General features: G+C 70.8%; 16 protein-coding genes. 9 read left to right on the top strand and 7 right to left on the bottom strand.

The genetic code is table 11. The features are described 5' to 3' along the window. The 3 genes from VF697_RS24285 to VF697_RS24275 all read right to left on the bottom strand — a co-directional run. Window positions 1-227, bottom strand: a 227-nt coding sequence (locus tag VF697_RS24285) for an AMP-binding protein (protein WP_331098896.1), incomplete at its 3' end; no start/stop codon positions are given. 36 nt (window positions 228-263) lie between these two features. Then, entirely contained in the window at window positions 264-1,259 is a 996-nt protein-coding gene (locus VF697_RS24280) for a ketoacyl-ACP synthase III (protein WP_331098894.1), read from the bottom strand. Next, the gene (locus VF697_RS24275) at window positions 1,256-1,939 is read right to left on the bottom strand and encodes a TetR/AcrR family transcriptional regulator (protein WP_331098892.1); all 684 of its coding nucleotides are present in this window, start codon (window positions 1,937-1,939) and stop codon (window positions 1,256-1,258) included. The genes VF697_RS24280 and VF697_RS24275 overlap by 4 nt, the downstream gene beginning before the upstream one ends. A gap of 107 nt (window positions 1,940-2,046) precedes the next feature. Here VF697_RS24275 and VF697_RS24270 point away from each other — a divergent pair, with 107 nt between their 5' ends. Beyond that, window positions 2,047-2,793, top strand: a complete 747-nt coding sequence (locus VF697_RS24270; RefSeq protein WP_331098890.1) for an SDR family oxidoreductase — start codon at window positions 2,047-2,049, stop codon at window positions 2,791-2,793. 432 nt (window positions 2,794-3,225) lie between these two features. On the opposite strand, the gene VF697_RS24265 is transcribed toward VF697_RS24270, so the two are convergent. Both VF697_RS24265 and VF697_RS24260 read right to left on the bottom strand, forming a co-directional pair. Continuing rightward, entirely contained in the window at window positions 3,226-3,627 is a 402-nt protein-coding gene (locus VF697_RS24265) for a hypothetical protein (RefSeq protein ID WP_331098888.1), read from the bottom strand. Window positions 3,628-3,686: 59 nt separating this feature from the next. Then, window positions 3,687-5,090, bottom strand: coding sequence for a S8 family peptidase (locus VF697_RS24260; protein WP_331098886.1), 1,404 nt, complete (start codon window positions 5,088-5,090; stop codon window positions 3,687-3,689). Between the two features lie 486 nt (window positions 5,091-5,576). On the opposite strand from VF697_RS24260, the gene VF697_RS24255 reads away from it, so the two are divergent. From VF697_RS24255 to VF697_RS24245, 3 genes are all read left to right on the top strand, one after another. After that, complete coding sequence (locus tag VF697_RS24255; protein WP_331098884.1) at window positions 5,577-6,383, top strand: prolipoprotein diacylglyceryl transferase; 807 nt, start codon at window positions 5,577-5,579, stop codon at window positions 6,381-6,383. Between the two features lie 82 nt (window positions 6,384-6,465). Then, entirely contained in the window at window positions 6,466-7,047 is a 582-nt protein-coding gene (locus VF697_RS24250; RefSeq protein WP_331098882.1) for a class I SAM-dependent methyltransferase, read from the top strand. 85 nt (window positions 7,048-7,132) lie between these two features. Beyond that, window positions 7,133-8,032, top strand: coding sequence for a lipase family protein (locus tag VF697_RS24245; protein WP_331098880.1), 900 nt, complete (start codon window positions 7,133-7,135; stop codon window positions 8,030-8,032). 31 nt (window positions 8,033-8,063) lie between these two features. On the opposite strand, the gene VF697_RS24240 is transcribed toward VF697_RS24245, so the two are convergent. Beyond that, the gene (locus VF697_RS24240; RefSeq protein WP_331098878.1) at window positions 8,064-9,488 is read right to left on the bottom strand and encodes a galactose oxidase-like domain-containing protein; all 1,425 of its coding nucleotides are present in this window, start codon (window positions 9,486-9,488) and stop codon (window positions 8,064-8,066) included. A gap of 117 nt (window positions 9,489-9,605) precedes the next feature. Continuing rightward, window positions 9,606-9,887, bottom strand: a complete 282-nt coding sequence (locus VF697_RS24235; RefSeq protein ID WP_331098876.1) for a rhodanese-like domain-containing protein — start codon at window positions 9,885-9,887, stop codon at window positions 9,606-9,608. Between the two features lie 64 nt (window positions 9,888-9,951). Between VF697_RS24235 and VF697_RS24230 the strand changes: the two genes are divergently transcribed. From VF697_RS24230 to VF697_RS24210, 5 genes are all read left to right on the top strand, one after another. Beyond that, complete coding sequence (locus tag VF697_RS24230) at window positions 9,952-10,470, top strand: GreA/GreB family elongation factor (RefSeq protein ID WP_331098874.1); 519 nt, start codon at window positions 9,952-9,954, stop codon at window positions 10,468-10,470. A 91-nt stretch (window positions 10,471-10,561) separates the two neighbouring features. Next, window positions 10,562-12,232, top strand: coding sequence for a PAS domain-containing sensor histidine kinase (locus tag VF697_RS24225; RefSeq protein WP_331098872.1), 1,671 nt, complete (start codon window positions 10,562-10,564; stop codon window positions 12,230-12,232). A 103-nt stretch (window positions 12,233-12,335) separates the two neighbouring features. Continuing rightward, window positions 12,336-14,864 (top strand): sensor histidine kinase, encoded by a 2,529-nt coding sequence (locus VF697_RS24220; RefSeq protein ID WP_331098870.1) that lies wholly within the window; start codon window positions 12,336-12,338, stop codon window positions 14,862-14,864. A 135-nt stretch (window positions 14,865-14,999) separates the two neighbouring features. Next, window positions 15,000-17,828, top strand: coding sequence for a PAS domain S-box protein (locus VF697_RS24215; protein ID WP_331098868.1), 2,829 nt, complete (start codon window positions 15,000-15,002; stop codon window positions 17,826-17,828). Window positions 17,829-17,934: 106 nt separating this feature from the next. Then, the coding region (locus VF697_RS24210; protein ID WP_331098866.1) for a vWA domain-containing protein at window positions 17,935-19,078 on the top strand (1,144 nt) is incomplete at its 3' end.

Raw genomic sequence — 19,078 nt, 5'->3', positions numbered from 1 at the left:
CAGGCGAAGAAGACGTCCAGGTACTCCACCCCGTTGTGGGCCACGAGGCCCACCCGGTCTCCCCGAGACACGCCGGCCACGTCACGCAGCCAGCCCGCGAGCGCCTCGGCGCGCGCATTCATCGCGCGGTAGGTGAAGCGGCCCGAGTCTCCCTTGGCCACGTCCACCACCGCGGTGTGCTCGGGCCAGTACATGGCCCCACGACCCATCCAGTCGCCGATGAACATGTGTTGTCCCCTCCCCTTCGGTGTCGCGGAAGTCGCTCAGGCCGTCCAGCGGAAGAGCGCCGAGGCCATGGACAGGCCGCCGCCGCTGGCGCACAGGGCCACCAGGTCGCCCTTCTTCACCCGGCCCTGCACCACCGCGTCATCCAGCGTCATGGGGATGCAGGCCGAGCCGGTGTAGCCCCACTTGTCCATCGTCCAGTTCGTCTTGGACATGGGCTGCTCCAGCACCTTCATCGTGGCCTCGATGGTGCGCAGGTTGAGCTGGGTGAAGACGAAGTGGTCCACGTCGTTCATCGTCAGCTTCGCCCGCTCCAGCAGCTGCTTGAGCAGCATGGGCCAGCGCTCGGTGTTGAAGGTCGCGGGGAACTTGCGCACGAACTGCACCGCGGGCTTGCCGTTGGTGAGCGCCAGCGTCTCCGCCGTGGCCGGCCGGTACGTGCCGCCCGTGTAGACGCCCAGCGCGTCGTGGTACTCGCCGGCCGCCAGCAGCTTCGCGCCCATGAAGCCGGGCTTGTCGCTGGCGCCCAGCACCACCGCGCCCGCGCCGTCCGCGAAGAGCGTGCAGGTCTTCTTGTCCTTCCAGTTGATGTAGCGGGACATGCCGTACGCGCCCAGCACCAGCACGCGCTGGTAGCTGTCGTCCGCGGCGATCGTCTTGCTCGCCACGTCCAGTGCCGTCACCCAGCCCGCGCACGCGGCGTTGACGTCGTACGTGCCCGCGTTGCTCGCGCCCAGCTTCGCCTGCACCGCCGAGGACGTGGCCGGGCTGAGGTAGTCCGGCGTGTCCGTGGCCACGACGATGAGGTCCAGCTCGCTCGGCTTCACCCCCGAGCGCTCCAGCGCCTGCTTCGCGGCCTCGACGCACAAGTCGCTCGTCACCTGGTTGTCCGCCATCAGGTGCCGCTGCTTGATGCCCACGTTCTGCTGGAGCCACTCGTCCACCGGCTCGCCGATGATGCGCTCCACGTCGGCGTTGGTGAGAATCTTCTCGGGGACGTAACGGCCAGTGGCCAGGATGTTGGCGTACCTCATCGGCTCCTGCTCCGCGGGACTCGGGGCTTGCGTGCCCCCTTCCCGCTGTCGGTGTCGGCCCCGGCCGGACGCGCGTCCATGCCGTGGCGAATGAAATCCATCGCGGTGTCCAGCACCTGCTCCGGCACGCCCTCGCCTCCCCACAATACCCAGCGCATGCCCAGGAAGTCGCTCAGCCCCATCAGGCAGTAGGCCAGCGCCTCCGGGTCCATGCGCCGCACCGCGCCCGCGTCCATGGCCTGCCGCAGGCCCGTCACGTACCCCTGGGCGAAGCGGTCGTAGTAGCGCCGGAAGCACGCCTCGTCGACGAACTCCGCCTGGCGGACGATGCGGTACAGGCGGGGGTGGCGGCCCACGAACTCGAAGAAGGTGCGCAGCCCCTCGCGCTCCACGTCAATCCGGTCCTCACACCCCACCACCGCCTCGGAGATGAGCCGGCGCAGCCGCGCGCCCAGCTCGTCCACCACCTCGACGAAGAGGGACTGCTTGTCCGGGAAGTAGACGTAGAAAGTTCCGAGCGCCACCTCCGCCTCGCGGGTAATGTCCGCGATGGAGGCGTGCTCGTAGCCCTTCTCTCCGAACACGGTCTCCGCCGCCTGCAGCAGCCGCTGACGCGTGCGCTGCCCCCTCGGGGTCGCGGGCACGAGGCGTTCGGCTGGCGGAGTTGAAGACCGATTCATCTTTCATATTGCGTAACACCCCCCTCGCGGTATTGTCAAAAACTGTCATTCATTCGCTGGCGCATTCGCCATGCAACGCATTGCGTCAGCCCGGGAGAGGGGAACACATGCAGCTCAAGGACTTGAAGGTCATCGTCACGGGCGGGGCCCAGGGCATGGGCGCTCACTTCGCCACGCGCCTGCACGAGGCCGGCGCCCAGGTCGCCGTGGGGGACGTGAACGAGGAGCGGCTCGCCGCGCTGCCCTCGGCCATCCACCGCCGCCGCCTGGACGTGTCCAACGAGGACAACTGCATCTCCTTCGTGCAGTGGGCCCACGAGTCCATGGGCGGCCTCAACGGCCTCATCAACAACGCGGGCATCCTCCGCGACTCGCTGCTGGTGAAGAAGGACCGCACCACGGGTGAGGTGAAGAAGCTGTCCACCGCGGACTGGAACGCCGTCATCGGCGTCAACCTCACCGGCGCCACCTTCATGGTGCGCGAGGTGGTGGCGAAGATGGTGCAGACGGACCAGCGCCCGGGCGTCATCGTCAACATGAGCTCCATCGCCCGGCACGGTAACCGCGGGCAGAGCAACTACGTGTCCGCCAAGGCCGCGCTCGCCGCCAACACCTTCACCTGGGCGCGCGAGTTCGCCCCCTTCGCCATCCGCGTGGGCGCCGTGGCCCCGGGCATGGTGGAGACGCCGATGACGCAGGGCATGAACCAGAAGGCCCGCGACGCCCTGGTGGCCAACATCCCCGTGGGCCGCATCGGCCTGCCCGAGGACCTGTGGCTGGCGGTGAAGTTCGTCCTCGAGTGCGACTACTTCAACGGCCGCACCATCGACGTGGACGGCGGCCTCACGATGTAGTCGCGCCGGCGTCGCCCTCGCGGCGTCGCGCACCCGACGGGCCGGCGGAAGGGGCTGTCAGACCCTTCTGGCCGGCCCGTGCGTTTCACGGGACATGAGGCAGCGCGCGGCAGGTGGGGACGCTCGCAGGGCAGGCAGCCAGGCAACCTGTACCCGGGGCAAAAAAAAGGCTCCAAGGTGTGTCTTCCTCGGCCAGACGCAAGCGCAACAGGCGTTCAGGGGGTTGCCGCTCGCAAGTCAAGTGAGTAAATCATTTCCAGTCGGGAATAGACGGGACGCTCGGAAGGTCGAGCACGGCAGGCGAGGCAGCACTCCCCCAGGAGGTGCACTCGCGCAGGCCGAGGGAACCGGGCGAACCGCAGGAGTCTCACGGACTCCCGACGACGAGGGGAACCTCGAGCCCCGCTCTGGTATCCAACCAGAGGGGCTGGCTCAGGTGTACATCTCGAGGCTCGCGGCGCGGCCGGCATCGAAGTGCGGCGAACGCTGGAGCTGCTCCAACACCCGGGGCGTGCAGTAGAGCGTCACCAGGGGAGTGGAGCCGGGCTCGCTCATGCCCTTCACCGCGCCCATCAGGTGGTGCGCCTGGAGGAAGTTGAGGAGCGAGTCACGAAACTGCCTGCTCTGCTCGCAGGCAAGCTTGTGGACGAGCGACCGGTCCCGCATCGGCGAGGGCTGCCAGGTCGCACCGGGCTCCTCCCGGGGCATGACCATGACCTCAATCCACCCCGGCGAGCTCTCCGCCCGCATACCGGGCAGGGGCGTGACGCCCGCGATCTTTGGAAAACGCCCGGAAGCCCGGCGCTGCGACGAGGTGGCTGTCTTCCTGCTCATCCCACTTCCTCCACCCAGGCCCGGCGCTCGCGATGGCGCCGGCCCTGGTTAGCCGCCATTCACTTGTAGACCGCAAGACCCCGGCCGCCACGACCGGCGGGCGTCTTGGGCAGCTTCAGCGCAGTGTCCAGAATCAAATCCCTGACTTCGAGTGCCGTCAAGTCCGGGGAACGGCAGCGATATAGCGCCGCAATACCCGAGACGTAAGGGGCGGCCATGCTCGTTCCGCTCATTCGTTCATAGAACGCCTGGTTGTTACACCTTCGCTCTGTGCTCGAATAGACGTTCACGCCGTAACCCATCACGTCAGGAACAGATCGCTGATTCACCACACCGCTGGCCGAAAAGCTGGCCACGCGCCGCGCGAAGTCGACCGCCCCCACGGACAGGGCCTCTGGGAAGGCCGCTGGGTAGCCTGCCGTCCCAGCGCCAGCATTCCCGGCCGCCACCACCGGCAACACGTTGGAGTCCACCAGCCGACGCAACAGGGTCTGCAGCGCCCGGATGTTCAGCCGGTATTCCATGTCGCTCACACCGGGAGGCGGCTGCACGGGGAACCCCAGGGACATGTTCACCACCGCGGGCCGGGTGGCGTTCTCGGGACGTGAGAACTGGTGTAGCAGCCACTCCATGCCGGCCGCCACCCGCCCGAGGCTCGTGCGTATGCTTTCGGACTCGATGACGGAGGCGACGTAGAGGTCCACCTCGGGCGCCACGCCGTGGTAGGTGCCCGCGGCGATGCCGGCCACGTGGGTGCCGTGCCCGTCCGGGTCGAAGCCGCGCACGTCTCGCGCCGGGTTGTGCGGCGAGTTGGGGAAGAGCGAGACGTAGCGGAACTGGATGAGGCGGTTCTGGTGCTCGGGGTGGTCCGCGTCCACGCCGGTGTCGAGGATGCCGAGCATCACGCCCGCGCCCCGCACGCCCTCGGCGTGGGCGGAGTGGACGCCGCACTCCTCGGGCCACTCGCGCCGCTGGAGCGAGGACAGGCCCTGGTTGCGCGGGCCGAGCTGCCCCGCGGACACCGGGCCCGGGAAGGTGAGCTGCACCGTGTCCGGGATGAACTCGAAGTCGCGCCCGAGCTCCTCCTTGGCCACGCGCTCGGCCTCGTCCGAGGTGAAGTGCGCCATGGTGGCGCCGATGAGCGGCATGTGGCGGTAGGTGCCCACCTCCGAGGCCGTTGCCGGCTCCATCACCGGGCCCTCGGACGCGGCCACCTGCACCTCGTTCTTGCCGCCCCGGCCCTTCTTCCTCTTGGCGGGCGAGGCGCTCACCTGGGGTAGGCGCCCGGGCAGCGTGGCCGAGCGCAGTCCGAGGCTCCGCAGCATGTCCGGAGCCCGTCCGCTGATCATGAACTGAAGGGCGGTGGTGCGCTGCAGCACGCGCTCTCCCTGCTCCGTGCCCCGCACGCCCGGATGAGCGTGGGTCTCGATCGACTCCTTCGGAACCAGGAGATAGGACTTCATGGTGGGTTCACTCCTTTACAGAATACTGCCTTCACTGACAGCGCACGCCAAACCTCGGGTGGGCGCGGATGCGCCCGGGCGGAGCAGGGGGTGGGACACCGTCTTCCGTTCGCACCACCGGCTCACAGTGCGACTAGAGCGGCCCCCCCTGACATGAACCCCCCGTTTCCCCGCTCTGGACACCTTGGGCTCCCCCACAGGTTCCAGTGGTTGACTCTCAGAACGTACGAAACCTGAAAGCATTCACAGGTAGGGAGCGTAGTACAAGCCGTGACAGGTCCCAGCGTAACCGGCCGCCCCCCGGCGCCGTGTGGGGTGTTGTTGGTGTTTTCGTGAAGAAGCGTTGAGCCCCCGCGGTGACGAGTCTAACCCGCCCGCCCGCTCCCCTGTCGACCCCGGGGAAGCCGCGCCCCCCCATCGATTGTTCGCCCCCGTGGCGGCAGCGGTGGACTATGGCAGCATGCCGTCCGCCCGCCGGAGAGACTCGTGATTCCCTACCTGCACGTCCCATCCATCCATCTCGGCCCCCTCACCATCGAGCCCTTCGGCATCTTCGTGGCCCTGGGCATCCTCTTCGCCGCCCGGCTCCTCACCCGGCAGGCCGAGCGAGAGGGGCTCGATGCGAACGCGCTCCAGGACTACGCCCCGTGGGGCGTCGGCGTGGGTGTCGTCGTCGGCCATCTCTTCCACCTCTTCGCCTACCACCCCGAGGAGCTCTCCAAGAGCCCCTTCCAGATTCTGAAGGTGTGGGACGGGCTGTCCTCCTTCGGTGGGCTCATTGGCGGCATCCTCGCCGCCGTCTTCTTCTTCCGGGCTCGCCAGCTGCGCTTCCGCGACTACGCCGATGCCTTCGCCCTCGCCGTGGCTCCCGGCTGGGCCGTCGCCCGGCTCGGCTGCTTCGCCGTCCATGACCACCCCGGCCTGCGCACCGACTTCTTCCTCGCCGTGAACTTCCCCGGGGGGGCCCGTCACGACCTGGGCATGTATGACGCCGCGTTCCTCTTCGCCGTCTCCGGCCTCCTCTGGGCCCTCAACAGCTCCGGCAAGCTGCGCGGCAAGCTCCTCCCGCTGCTCTCCCTGCTGTACGCCTGCGCCCGCTTCAGCTTCGACTTCCTGCGCGCCACCGACCTCTCCTATGTCGATGCCCGCTACTTCGGCCTGACGCCCGCTCAGTATGGGTGCTTCGGCCTCGTCGCCTTCGGTCTCTACGGCCTGGCGAAGTGGCAGGCTCCCGCCAAGAAGGCCACGCCCTCCGTGGGCCCCGGCGGGACCGTGCAGGCCCCCGCCCGCTAGTCTCGGGGGCAACCCCCAGGGGCGCGGAGCCGCTCCTGGGCCCTCTCCACGCGGGAGGGGTGGAACACAGGGGGAGGGAGACATGTGCAGCGCCAGGGCCGTGCTCTATGACGCCTTCATGACGCCCCTCGGGTGGTTCGGTCTCAACCGCGCCCGACGCCGGCTCGTCGAGGGGCTCTCCGGTCGCGTCCTCGAGGTAGGCACCGGCACCGGGCTGCTCCTCCCCTCCTACCCGCCCACCGTCTCCGACGTCGTCGCCCTCGACATCGACCCCGAGATGCTCGCCCGCGCGCATCGCCGCCGCCCCGGCATCTCCCTCCTGCGGGCCGATGTCCAGCAGCTCCCCTTCCCCGACGCCTCCTTCGACGCCGTCGTCGCCTGCCTCGTGTTCTGCAGCGTCGAGGACCCTGGCCGGGGGCTCGCCGAGCTCCGCCGCGTCCTCCGCCCCGGGGGCCAGCTCCGCATGCTCGAGCACGTCCGCGCTCCGCACTCCGGCCTCGCCCACCTCCAGGACCGCCTCAACCCCGCCTGGAGCCGCCTCTCCGGGGGCTGTCAGCTCAATCGCGACACCGTCCCCCTCGTCGAGGCCGCGGGCTTCCGCCTCACCCAGCGCTCCCGGCGACTGCGGGAGGTCGTCGAGGAGCTCGTCGCCGTTCCCGTGTGAGCCGTTCGGCGAATTCGCACGCAACTGCTGGGGGTGGGGGTACGACAATGTCGGCGGACACCTACTCCACCTCCGGAGAAGCGACATGTCGACGCGCGTAACCCCTCGGACTTCCTCGACTGCCTCCACCGCCAGCCGCGCCACCCCGGCCGCTCCAGTGGATGTCTCCAAGAGCTCGCGCTTCTCCTCGGACTTCAAGAGCTGGCTGCACTCGCACGGCTATGGGCAGTACGACTTCGCCAAGGGTGACGTCCCGGCCTTCGGGGGCCGCACCCGCCCGGGTGAGAAGCTCACCCGCGAGCCCGTCATCTTCATCCACGGCAACTCCGACAGCGCCGCCGGCTGGGAGCGCTCCATCGAGCACTTCGCCACCCAGGGCTACAAGCCCTCGGAGATGTACGCGATGACGTGGGGGCCCTCGGACCCGAAGCTCGCCAGCCAGCAGCACCACTCCCGCAAGTACGAGGAGGAGGTCCGCGCCTTCATCCAGGCCGTGAAGGAGTACACGGGGGCGCAGAAGGTGGACGTCATCGGCCACTCCATGGGCGTCACCCTCGCCCGCAAGGCCATCCAGGGCGGCGAGGGCCATGACCCCTACGCCGGAGGGGGCCGCTACAACCTCGGCGCTCCGCTCACCCGCGACGTGGACACCTTCGTGGGCATCTCCGGCGCCAACCACGGCCTGGCCTCCTGCGCCCTCACCGGCAACCTGCTGCCCACCTCCAACCTGGAGACCGGGCTGCACCCCCGCTCGCGCTTCCTGCGCGACCTCAACGAGCAGAGCCACTTCGAGGGCTCGCACGTCTACAGCATCTGGTCCCACGCCGATCAGGTGGTGGGCGTGGGCCTCGCCTCGCGCACCTCGCCCATCCCCGGGCAGGATGGTCAGAAGGTCTACGGCACCTTCCCCTTCGGCCACATGGGCTCGCGCGACCTGAGCGTCCAGACGCAGCTCGACATGATCCAGAAGCACGAGGTGCGCTAGCCCCGTCGCGGCACCGGGTGCCGCGGGGCCCTCACGGCACGGCGGTGATGCGCACCATCCGGCCGATGGAGGGCACTCCCGCGTCGTTCACCAGGAAGAGCTGGTAGTAGCCCGGCGGGGCCACGTTGTTGCTCGCGGGCGCCTGGACGGTGAGGCTGCCACTGCCACGTGTGAAGCCCAGGGTGATGAGCCGCTGGTTTTGATCAAAGGCGTGCGTCACCGAGCCGAGGGCGATCAACGTCACCTTCGTCACCCGCCCCGCATCCGGCGTCGCGATGGAGAAGGTCGTCCGGGGCGCCACCACGTCCGGCAGCGCGCTCACCGTGGGACGTGCCCCCTTGAAGAGGTAGGGCGGAGAGAAGATCTCCGCGTTGTTCACGTTGCGGCCCCCCGCGCTCAGCACGCGCCCGTCCGGCAGCAGCAGCGCCGTGGAGTGGTAGCCACGATAGACGCTGTTGCGAGCGAGCCGCCTCCAGCTGTTCGTGGCCGGGTTGTACAGCTCGGGCACGAGGACCGGGGTCGACTTGTTGTCGAAGCCACCGCCATAGCTGCCCCCCGTGACGAGCACCGTGCCATCCGGCAGCAGCGTCGCGTTGTGCTGGCGCCGGGCCGTGCTCATCGGGGCCATGTAGCTCCACGTCGGTGACGTCGCGTTGAGGTCGATCCGCTCGACACTGGCCGTCGGGGGATCTCCCCCGCCCATCAGGAACACCTTGCCATCGAGCAGGACGGCGGGCCCGTAGGAGCGGGCGCCGAAGTTGCTCGAGGGTCCCGGGAACCAGGTGCCCGTCCCTCCCGTATCCAGGAAGCGGCACGTGCGCGAGGGCCCGGCCAGGAAGAGCCTGCCATTGGGCGCGAGGAACATCCGCGGGTAGTACGGCAGCTTGAGCCGCGCGCTCGTCATGTCCCTCCAGGTGCCGCTGGAGGCCAGGTAGCGCTGCGGAAGCTCATTCATGATTCCGGAGCCGACGGTCTCGCCGGAGATGACCAGCACGTCTCCATTGGCGAGCGTGACGTTGGTGGGGTACCAGCGCCCGGCCGTCATGTCCGGCAGGCGGGTCCACCGGGAGCCGAACGGGTCGAAGAGGCTCGCGTCCTCGAGGCCCACGTGGCTCTCCACATGCCCCCCCGTCACCAGCAGCCGGCCGTCCGCCAGGAAGGAGTGGCCGGCACAGAAGGTGTTGTAGCCAGGAAACGGCAGCGTCCCGAGGGCCTGGGTGGTGGGGTCCCACAGCCGCGGCGGCGTGTCCCCCTGGGCGAACTCGCCACTGAACATCACCTTGCCCGTGGGCAGCAGGTGGGTGTGGGTGGCGGAGACGGGCCAGGACATGACGCCCGACCACTGCCCCACCTCCGCGGGCGTCTGCGCCCGCGCGGGAAGCGCCAGCACCGCGCACCCGATGAGCCCGAGCGCGAGCACTCGCGCCCGGGACAGCGTCTCTCTCGTCGCCATCATGCCCTCCAAGGCGGTGTCCCACTGGACCAGGGGGACACAACCTTGAGGACACGGGCGCGCGCGCGCCAATCCACCCGCCCGTCCAACCACGAGGTAGTGGACGGAAGGCGGCGCGACCTACCAGTTGTTGACGGACCTCAGGTCGAAGAGGTCCGTGAAGCCGTGGGAGCGGAGGATCTCCACCGCCTTCGCGCTGCGGCCTCCCGCCTGGCAGTACACCACCACCCGCGTGCCCGGCGGGCCGACCTCGGTCACCCGCTGAGGCAGCTCCTGCACCGGGATGTTCCTCGCCGGCTCGGGGTGCCCCTGCCGGTACTCCTCCGGCGTGCGCACGTCCAGCAACACCCACCCCTGCCCCACCAGCTCTCGGGCCTTCTCGGACAACTCTTTCGGCGTCATGGGCGCGGCAATGTAGCCGGAAACTGGAGCCCCCGCGCCACCGCGCTACAGTCCTGTCGCACGCATGCCACCGCTGGACAAATCCGAGTTGCTGACCCAACTCGCCGACCGTCTCCGCCAGAGCGACCGGCTCGCCCATCGGGCCGAGGCCGAGGCCCGTGAGGCCGCTCGCACCCTCGCCACCGAGTCCGAGAAGAAAGAGGACGGTCGCGCCGTCATCGAATACGGCAGCCTCGCCACCGGCCAGGCCCAGCGCGTCCGCCGCGTCCAGGAGGAGATAAAGGCCCTCTCGGACTTCCAGGACGCCGGCCTCCCCTCCTTCTCACGCAAGGGCCCCGTCGCCCTCGGCGCCATCATCGACGTGTCCACCGAGGACGAGGAGGGCTTCGCCGAGCGCACCTTCTTCCTGCTGCCCGTGGGCGCCGGCACCGAGCTCACCGGCCCCGGGGGCGATGGCTTCCTCTCCGTCATCACCCCCGCCTCCCCCGTGGGCCGCGCCCTCATGGGACGTCGGGCGGGCGACACCATCGAGGTCACCCTCGCCGGTGAGGTACGCGAGTGGACGGTCCTCGAGGTCGCCTGACCCCCGTGGCTTGATCGTCGCTCCACTTTCCTTTCAGGCTTTCCTCGAAAGCAGGCGCCGGGGGGCCCTGCGCGAGAGGAGGTGGTGCGCCATGCCTACGCGCCGCGGAGCCGCGAAGAGCCTCGTGCCGCAAGCCGTGGAGGAAGCCCACCGCGCGCCCTCGCCCATCGAGGAGTGGGCCTTCGCCGCCGACCACCCCGATGGCTTCATGGCCCTGCTGGGCGTGCGCGGCACCTCCGGCGAGGTGGTGGAGTTCCTCTGGGACTACGTCAACCCCGCCGCCGAGGCCATGCTGGACATGCGCCTGGCGGACCTGCGGGGACGCGGCATCGTCGAGCGGCTGCCCTACGTGCGCGCCGGCGGCTTCCTCGCGCGGCTGGCCCACGTGGTGGAGACGGGCCAGCCCTACGTGGACGAGGTGCTCTTCCCCCTGCACAACCGCGAGCGGTGGTTCCGCCTCGTCACCCTCAAGCGCGGGGACGGGCTGTGCCTCTGGTTCACCGACATCACCCGCCGCAAGCGCGAGGAGCTGGAGACGGGCTTCCTCGCCGAGGTCAGCCACCTGCTCACCGCCTCGCTCGACGTGGAGAGCGCCCTGCCCGAGCTGGCCCGCCGCTGCGTGCCCACGCTCGGCGACGGCTGCGTCCTCCAGGTGATGGATGGCCGGGGCCAGCCGCTGCTGCTCGAGACGGTGGCCAGCGAGCCCTCCCAGGAGGCGCTGCTCGGCGAGGTGCTGCGGCGCTACTCCGAGGACCCCGCCGTCCCCAGCCTCGTGGGCCTGCGGCTGCCCCAGGACGAGCCCCAGCTCCTCACCGAGCTCACGCCCTCGCTCCTCCAGTCCCTCATCCGCGACGACGAGCACCTGCGCCTGCTGCTCGCGCTCGGGCCGCGCTCCCTGCTCGCCGTGCCCCTGCGCGCGCGCGGGCGCACCCTGGGCGCGCTCCTCCTCCTCACCTTCTCCGGGCGCTCCTTCGGGCCGGAGGACCTGCGCTTCGCCGAGGAGCTCGCCGACCGCGTGGCCCTCTCGGTGGACAACGTCCTGCTCTTCCGCGAGGCCCGCCACGCCGTGGCCCAGCGCGACGAGTTCTTCACCGTCGCCGCCCACGAGCTGCGCACCCCCACCACCTCCCTCAAGCTCAACGTGCAGTCGCTGCTGCGCGGGGCCCGCCGCGGCGACGCCGGCACGCTGCCCGCGCCCATGCTCGCCAAGCTGGAGAACGTGGACCGCAACGCGGGCCGCCTCACCGCGCTCGTCAACGAGCTGCTCGACGTCACCCGCATCCACGCCGGCCGGCTGCGCCTGGACCTGGAGGAGGTGGACCTGGGCGAGCTCGTGCGCGACGTGGCCGCGCGCTTCGAGCTGCCCGCCACCCAGGCCCGCAGTCCCCTGCTCCTGCACGCCCCCGCGTCCGCCACCGGCACCTGGGACAGGCTGCGGCTGGAGCAGGTGGTCACCAACCTGCTGTCCAACGCCCTCAAGTACGGGGCCGGCAAGCCCGTGGACGTGCGCGTGGAGGCCGACGCCGAGCACGTGCGCCTGGTGGTGCGCGACGAGGGCATCGGCATCGCTCCGGAGAGCCTGCCGCGCCTCTTCGGCCGCTTCGAGCGCGCCGTGAGCGACAGGCACTACGGCGGCCTGGGCCTCGGCCTCTACATCACCCGTCAAATCGTCCAGGCCCTCGGCGGCACGGTGAGCGTGCGCAGCGCTCCAGGCGCGGGGGCCACCTTCACCGTGGAACTGCCCCGCCGGGCCACCCCATGAGGGTCGCATGGCGGACGTGGACACACATGGGCCTGTCTGGCGATGGACGATCCTCTGGCAGTGGGTGGATTTACACCGGCCAAGCTGCTTGGAAGGAGGGTCCATGAGCTCGTCCACCGAGTCGGGCCCGCGCACAGGGCCCGTGCGTCCACCCCCGCTGCCCCTGACGTGGCCCGCCGCGCTGTTCGGCCTCATCTTCGGCGTGGCGATGACGTATGCGCCGTACGAGTTCCACGCGGCCTACTTCCGGCCGCTCTACCCGTACGTGCGCACCATGGGCATGGCCTACCTGGCCAGCAGCATCGTGCTCATGGCCACCATGCTCTACCCGCACGCGCCGCGCTGGCTGGACGTGCTGGGGCGCGTGGGCTTCGGCGCCGTCACCGGCCTGTACTGGTGGGTGCTCAACGTGCGCACCGGCGGCCTCACCGGCGCCATCCTCTACCCGCTGCTGCTGGCGGGGCTGGCGATGGAGGCCTCGCCGGCCTGGCGGCGGCGCGAGGTGTTCCGCGGCGTGGTGTCCCTGGTGGCGCTCTGCTTCGGCCTGCTCATGTTGATGGCGGGCGAGCGCTTCCCCCCCGTCTTCTACGCCTCGCTGGCGCCGCTGCTGGTGCCCATGGGGCTCGCCTTCCTCGCCTGCGGGGTGGGGCTGCTGGCCCCGGTGGCCTCCCGCTGGCCACGCCTGCCGCGCGTGCTCTTCGCCGTGCTGGCGGTGGACTTCTCGCTGCTGGCGTGGGGCCTGGGCCGCATCGGCTCGGGGCCGGCCGCCAGCATCTACCTCATCTTCACCCTCTCGTGCGCCGCCGTGGCCGCCGACTGGCGCCCCCGCGCCCCGCGCACCGTGGGCATCAAGCTGCTGCGCGGCCTGGCCTTCGCCGGGCTGGTGCCGCTGCTGGCCCTGGGCGGCTTCGCGGCCTTCCTCGCCCAGGGCGCCATCGAGCGCCAGGTGCGGGACGACACCGTGCGCGCCGCCGCCGGCGAGGCGGACTTCCTCGTGCGCTACCTGGACGACGCGCGCGAGTCCCTCCAGCTGCTGCTCGAGTCCCCCGGCTTCCGCGCCGCCTTCGCCGCCAAGGACCGCAAGAAGCTGGAGGAGCACCTGCGCAACCTCCCCGCGCAGGCGCGCGCCTTCGACGCCGCCATCGTCATGGACAAGGAGGGCCTGGGACTGGCCGCCTCCTACGCCAAGGACGACCTGGGCTCCTTCGCCCACCGCGACTACCACGGCGGCGTGCTGAGCACCGGCGCCCCCTACGTCTCGCGCCCCTACATCAGCCAGCTCGGCCTGCCCCACGTGGCCGTGGCCCTGCCCTTCAAAAAGGACGGGAAGCTGGAGGGCATGCTCGTGGGCCTGCTGTCCCTCGAGCGCCTGTCGGCCGCGGTGACGCCCGCGGCCCAGCGCTTCCGGGTGCAGGTGCTGGACCGGCGCGGCCTGCTGCTGCTGCGCGACACCCAGTCCAGCGCCCCGCTGCTGAGCGAGGCCCGCCTGCCCCACACCCTGCGCCTGAACCCGCCCGGCAACGACGAGGGCGTGGTGGAGACGTTCGGCCCGGAGGAGCAGCGCATTCTGCTGGCCGCCGACGCCCCCGTGCCCGGCACCGAGTGGAGCGTCGTCGTCACGCAGGACCTGGGCGTGGCCTACCGCGCCATCACCCGCACGAGCGTGTTCTTCATCGCCATGCTCGCCCTGGGCGTGCTGCTCATGCTGGCCCTCTCCCAGTTCGTCGCCCGCGACATCATCCGCCGCCTGGAGACGCTGGTGGAGGCCACCGCCGCCATCGCCCGGGGCGAGCTGGGCCGGCGCGTGCCCGAGGAGGAGGACGACGAGCTGGGCGAGCTGTGCCGCGGCTTCAACGAGATGGCCACCCGCACCGAGGCCGCCCAGGCCGAGCTGCGCGAGGCGGTGCGCCTGCGCGAGGAGTTCCTCTCCGTGGCCAGCCACGAGCTGCGCACGCCCCTCACCCCCCTCAAGGGCTTCGCCGCCCTCACCCTCAACCGCATGGAGAAGGGCGCGGACTTCCCCGAGCGCGAGCGCACCCTCAAGGCCCTGCGCTCCATGGCCCGGCAGACGGATCGCCTCACCCGGCTGGTGGATGACCTGCTGGACACCTCGCGGATTCAAGCCGGCCGCTTCGAGCTGGAGCGCGCCCAGGTGGACCTGGTCCCCCTGGTGCGCGAGGTCATGGAGCGCTTCGAGCTGCGGGGCGAGGCGGGGCTGCGCTTCGTCTTCGACGCCCCCGAGGCCCCCGTGGAGGGCGTCTGGGACGGCCCCCGGCTGGAGCAGGTCGTCACCAACCTCCTCTCCAACGCGGTGCGTTACTCGCCCCAGGGCGGCACGGTGCGCGTCCACTTCCACCTCACCGCCGAGGCCGTGGAGCTGCGGGTGCGAGATGAGGGGATTGGCATCCCTCCCGAGAGCCTCGCCCTGCTCTTCCAGCCCTTCGCCCGCGCCTCCAACGCCACCTCCCGCCACTTTGGCGGCCTGGGGCTGGGGCTCTTCATCTGCCGGGAGATCGTCCAGCGGCACGGCGGCACCATCTGGGCGGAAAGTCCGGGAGCCCACCAGGGGAGTTGCTTCCACGTCCGCCTGCCCCGCGAGGAGCCGGCCTCGGTCGTGGCCGCCGCCGGGTGAACCTCGTGCGGTGGGTCGCGGAAGACTCGTCTTCTGGGTGAGATGGTGCGGACGGGGGGAGTTCACGCTATCGTCTCTACCTATCGAGGCGGTTCCCCAGGTCGCCCTGGCCGCGGGAGCCGAACCCCCCCTCCCATGCATCCGAAGCCCCAGCCGATCCACGAGAGCCCCACGCACGAGCCCAGCTATCGGCTCGTCGTCGAGAACCTCAGGGAAGTCGTGTTCCAGATCGACCCTCGGGGGTGCTGGAGCTACCTGAGCCCCGCCTGGACGGAGCTGACGGGCTACCCGGTGGAGGAGTGCCTGGGCAAGCGGACGATGGACTTCGTCCACCCGGAGGACCACAAGCACTGCATGGACCTGGGCCGGGTGCTGCTGGCGCGGGAGAAGGAGTGCTGCAAGCACGAGATGCGCTACCTCACCCGGGACGGAGGCTTCCGGTGGGTGGAGGTGTTCGCGCGCCTGCTGCCGACGGCGGACGGCTCGTACGTGGGCACCTGCGGCACCCTCAACGACATCACCCAGCGGCGTGAGGCGACAGCCGCGCTGGCCCGACGCGAGCGCTACCTCACCGCGGTGGTGGAGATCCAACAGCGGCTGCTGGCGGCCTCGCACGCGGAGAACTTCTACTCGGCGCTGATGGCACCGCTGGGGGAGGCCGCCGGGGCGAGCCGGGCGTACTTCTTCGAGGCCCACCGCTCCCCGGACGGCGACCTGCTCTTCAGCCAGCGCGCCGAGTGGTGCGCCCCCGGGGTGACGCCGGAGTTCGACAACCCGTCGACGCGGAACATGCACCTCGAGCAGCAGATGCCCCACCTGTACGAGCTGCTCTCGCGGGGGCAGTGCTTCTCGGGGCGGGTGAGGGACCTGCCGGCGGAGGAGCGGGCCGCGCTGGAGCCCCAGCACATCCTCTCCGTGCTGGTGCTGCCCTTGTGGGTACACGGCACGCTGGCGGGCTTCCTCGGCTTCGACAACTGCGCCGAGGAGCGGGCGTGGGACAAGCTGGAGGTGGACCTGCTGATGGCGGCGGCCGGGGCCATCGCGCTGACGCTGGAGCAGCGCCAGGCCCAGCGGGCGCTGCGCGAGCGCGAGGAGCGCTTCCGGCGCATCGCGGAGAACGCCTCGGACGTGCTGTACCGCTACCAGCTCGCGGGCACGCGCAGCTTCGCCTTCGTCAGCGGCGTGGTGACGAAGAACCTCGGCTTCACCCCCGAGGAGCACTACCGGGACCCGGAGCTGTGGCTGCGCCAGGCGCACCCGGAGGACCGCGGGGCGCTCGAGCACCTCCTCACCCACCCCGAGAAGCACGACTGCCCCGTGGTGGCGCGCTTCCTGCGGCGCGATGGGCGCACGGTGTGGCTGCAGCACGTGGTGACGCCGGTGCTGGACGCCACGGGGCTGTGCGTGGCGGTGGAGGGCATCGCCCGCGACATCACCGAGCGCCGCCAGTTCGAGGAGGCCCTCAAGCTGTCCGAGGCCAGCTTCCGCATCCTCATCGAGGGCGTGCCGGAGCCGGCCGCCATCCAGCGCGACGGGCGCATCGTCTACGCCAACACCGCGCTGGTGTCCTCGCTGGGCTTCGAGCGGCCCCAGGAGGTGGTGGGCCGGCGGCTGGAGGAGTTCATCCTCGACGAGCCGCCCGCGGCCCCGGGCATGGCGCTGCTGGTGACGGGCGAGCGGCGCCTGCTGCGGCGCGACGGCAAGGTGCGCATCACCGAGTTCGCCTCGCTGCCGCTGCTCTACGACGGGCAGCCGGCGGTGGTGTGCATCGCGCGCGACGTCACCGAGCAGCGCCAGCTGCAGTCGCGCCTGGCGCTGGCCGACCGCATGGCCTCCATGGGCACCCTGGCGGCCGGCATCGCCCACGAAATCAACAACCCGCTGGCCTTCGTCATCTCCAACCTGGGCTTCCTCTCCGAGGAGATGCGCCGCCCGCCCACCGGCGCGGCCCGGCAGGAGCCCGCCACGGACGAGTGGCGCTCGGTGCTGGGCGAGGCGCGCGAGGGCGCCGAGCGCGTGCGGCAAATCGTCCGCCAGCTCAAGGCCTTCTCCCGGCCCGACGAGGAGCGGGTGGAGCCGGTGGACCTGCACGCGGTGCTGGACTCGGCGATCATGCTGGCCGCCAACGAAATCAAGCACCGGGCGCGGCTGCGGCGCGAGTACGGGCCGGTGCCCAAGGTGCTGGGCAACGAGGGCCGGCTGTGCCAGGTGTTCCTCAACCTGGTGGTGAACGCGGCGCAGGCCATCTCCGAGGGCTCGGCGGACCGCAATGAGATTCGCCTGGTGACGCGCGCCAGCCCGGACCATCGCGCCGTCGTCATCGAGGTGAAGGACACGGGCTCGGGCATCCCCGAGGACGCGCTCAGCCGCATCTTCGACCCCTTCTTCACCACCAAGCCGGTGGGCGTGGGCACGGGCCTGGGACTGTCCATCTGCCACGGCATCGTCACGAGCCTGGGCGGAGACATCGCCGTGGAGAGCCAGGTGGGCCAGGGCACCACGGTGCGGGTGATGCTGCCGTCGGCCCGGGACGGCGCCTGGGTGGAGAAGCCGACGGCGCCCACCCCGGCGCCCACCACGCGGCGCGGGCGGGTGCTCATCGTGGACGACGAGCCCGCGGTGGGCCGGGCCCTGCGGCGAATCCTTCGCGAGCACGACGTGGAGCTGCTCACCAGCGGGCGGCAGGCGCTGGAGAAGCTGTCGGCGGACTCGAGCTTCCACGCCATCCTCTGCGACGTGATGATGCCGGACTTCGCGGGACGGGACTTGTACGAGGCCATCCAGCAGGGCGGCTCGGGGCTGGAGCAGCGCTTCGTCTTCGTCTCCGGCGGCGCCTTCACCCCCGGGGCGCGCGAGTTCCTCGCGCGCGTGCCCAACCCCACCCTGGAGAAGCCCTTCGACGAGGCCGCGGTGAAGCGCGTGGTGCGCGAGCTGGTGATGAGCCAGCTGGCCACCGGGAGTTGAGGGCATCGGTCGGTTGTCGGACCCTCCTCCTGCTGACGGATAGGGAGGAGGGAGCAACTGGGACAGGCTGCGCTCCCCTCCCCTTCGCGCTTTCCGAGGTCTCTGGATGAACCGGACATTGCTGCTGCTGGCCACCGCCGGACTGCTCGCCCTGGCGGCGGCGGTGGTGGGCCTGCCCCGTCAGAAGGACACGAGCCACACGGTGGCCCAGCCCGGCGAGGTGACGGGCGGGGTGCTGCTGACGCCCGTCACGGCCAGGAGCGGCGCGCTGACGCTGGAGGGCAAGCTGTCCGGGGAGTACCTCATGGCGGGCCCGAGCGAGGCCTTCGCCGCGCTGACGGTGCGCGCGGACACGCTCCGCGAGGCGAGGCGGCTACCGGTGAACCTGGCGCTCGTCATCGACCGCTCGGGCTCCATGCGCGGACAGAAGCTGACGGACGCGAAGCAGGCGGCGCGGATGCTGGTGCAGCGGCTGGCGCCGGAGGATCGGCTCGCGCTGGTGCACTACGGCACGGACGTGCGCGTCTTCCCCAGTACGCCGGTGTCCGAGTCCGCCCGCCAGGAGATGCTCCAGTTCGTGGACGCCATCGAGGACGAGGGCTCCACCAACATCAGCGGCGGCCTGGAGGAGGCGGCCAAGGAGCTGCGCAAGTACACCCAGGCCTACCGGGTGAGCCGCATCATCCTGCTGAGCGACGGGCAGCCCACCGCGGGGCTGGTGGAGCCCTCGGAGCTGACGCGGCTGGCCGCCACCTTCCAACGCGAGGGGATGACGGTGAGCGGCCTGGGCGTGGGCGAGGACTTCAACGAGCAGCTCATGCAGGGCCTGGCCGAGCAGGGCGGCGGCTTCTACGGCTACATCCAGGACTCGGAGCGGCTGGCGGACATCCTCCGGCGCGAGCTGGAGCAGGCGGCCGGGACGGTGGCGCGCGGGGTGGAGCTGCGGCTGGAGCTGCCCGAGGGGGTGACGGACGCGGAGGCCATGGGCATGACGGCCCGGCGCGAGGGCCGCACCCTGGTGGTGCCGCTGTACGACCTGGCGGGCGGGCAGGACGCGCAGGTGGTGGTGAAGCTCACCCTGTCGCTGGAGGCCACCGAGGAGGCCCGGGGCGTGCTGACGTCGCGGCTGCGCTACTGGGACGTGGGGGCCGGGCGGCAGGTGGAGACGGCACTCGGCCTGACGGCGAAGGTGACGGACGACGAGGCGGTGGTGCGCGCCCACCTGGACCGCGAGGTGCGGGTGTACGCGG

Origin of the sequence: Archangium sp., assembly GCF_036388035.1 — a bacterium.
Lineage (GTDB): Bacteria > Myxococcota > Myxococcia > Myxococcales > Myxococcaceae > Archangium.
The sequence above is the reverse complement of the archived record's forward strand: the minus strand, read 5'-3'. Positions and strand labels throughout refer to the sequence as shown.

Bases quoted from the DNA above. Each gene is read 5' to 3' on its own strand.
- VF697_RS24220 (WP_331098870.1), top strand. From the start codon at position 12,336: ATGAGCTCGTCCACCGAGTCGGGCCCGCGCACAGGGCCCGTGCGTCCA.
- VF697_RS24230 (WP_331098874.1), top strand. From the start codon at position 9,952: ATGCCACCGCTGGACAAATCCGAGTTGCTGACCCAACTCGCCGACCGT.
- VF697_RS24265 (WP_331098888.1), bottom strand. From the start codon at position 3,627: ATGAGCAGGAAGACAGCCACCTCGTCGCAGCGCCGGGCTTCCGGGCGT.
- VF697_RS24215 (WP_331098868.1), top strand. From the start codon at position 15,000: ATGCATCCGAAGCCCCAGCCGATCCACGAGAGCCCCACGCACGAGCCC.
- VF697_RS24275 (WP_331098892.1), bottom strand. From the start codon at position 1,939: ATGAATCGGTCTTCAACTCCGCCAGCCGAACGCCTCGTGCCCGCGACC.
- VF697_RS24225 (WP_331098872.1), top strand. From the start codon at position 10,562: ATGCCTACGCGCCGCGGAGCCGCGAAGAGCCTCGTGCCGCAAGCCGTG.
- VF697_RS24245 (WP_331098880.1), top strand. From the start codon at position 7,133: ATGTCGACGCGCGTAACCCCTCGGACTTCCTCGACTGCCTCCACCGCC.
- VF697_RS24260 (WP_331098886.1), bottom strand. From the start codon at position 5,090: ATGAAGTCCTATCTCCTGGTTCCGAAGGAGTCGATCGAGACCCACGCT.
- VF697_RS24270 (WP_331098890.1), top strand. From the start codon at position 2,047: ATGCAGCTCAAGGACTTGAAGGTCATCGTCACGGGCGGGGCCCAGGGC.
- VF697_RS24250 (WP_331098882.1), top strand. From the start codon at position 6,466: ATGTGCAGCGCCAGGGCCGTGCTCTATGACGCCTTCATGACGCCCCTC.
- VF697_RS24235 (WP_331098876.1), bottom strand. From the start codon at position 9,887: ATGACGCCGAAAGAGTTGTCCGAGAAGGCCCGAGAGCTGGTGGGGCAG.
- VF697_RS24280 (WP_331098894.1), bottom strand. From the start codon at position 1,259: ATGAGGTACGCCAACATCCTGGCCACTGGCCGTTACGTCCCCGAGAAG.
- VF697_RS24240 (WP_331098878.1), bottom strand. From the start codon at position 9,488: ATGATGGCGACGAGAGAGACGCTGTCCCGGGCGCGAGTGCTCGCGCTC.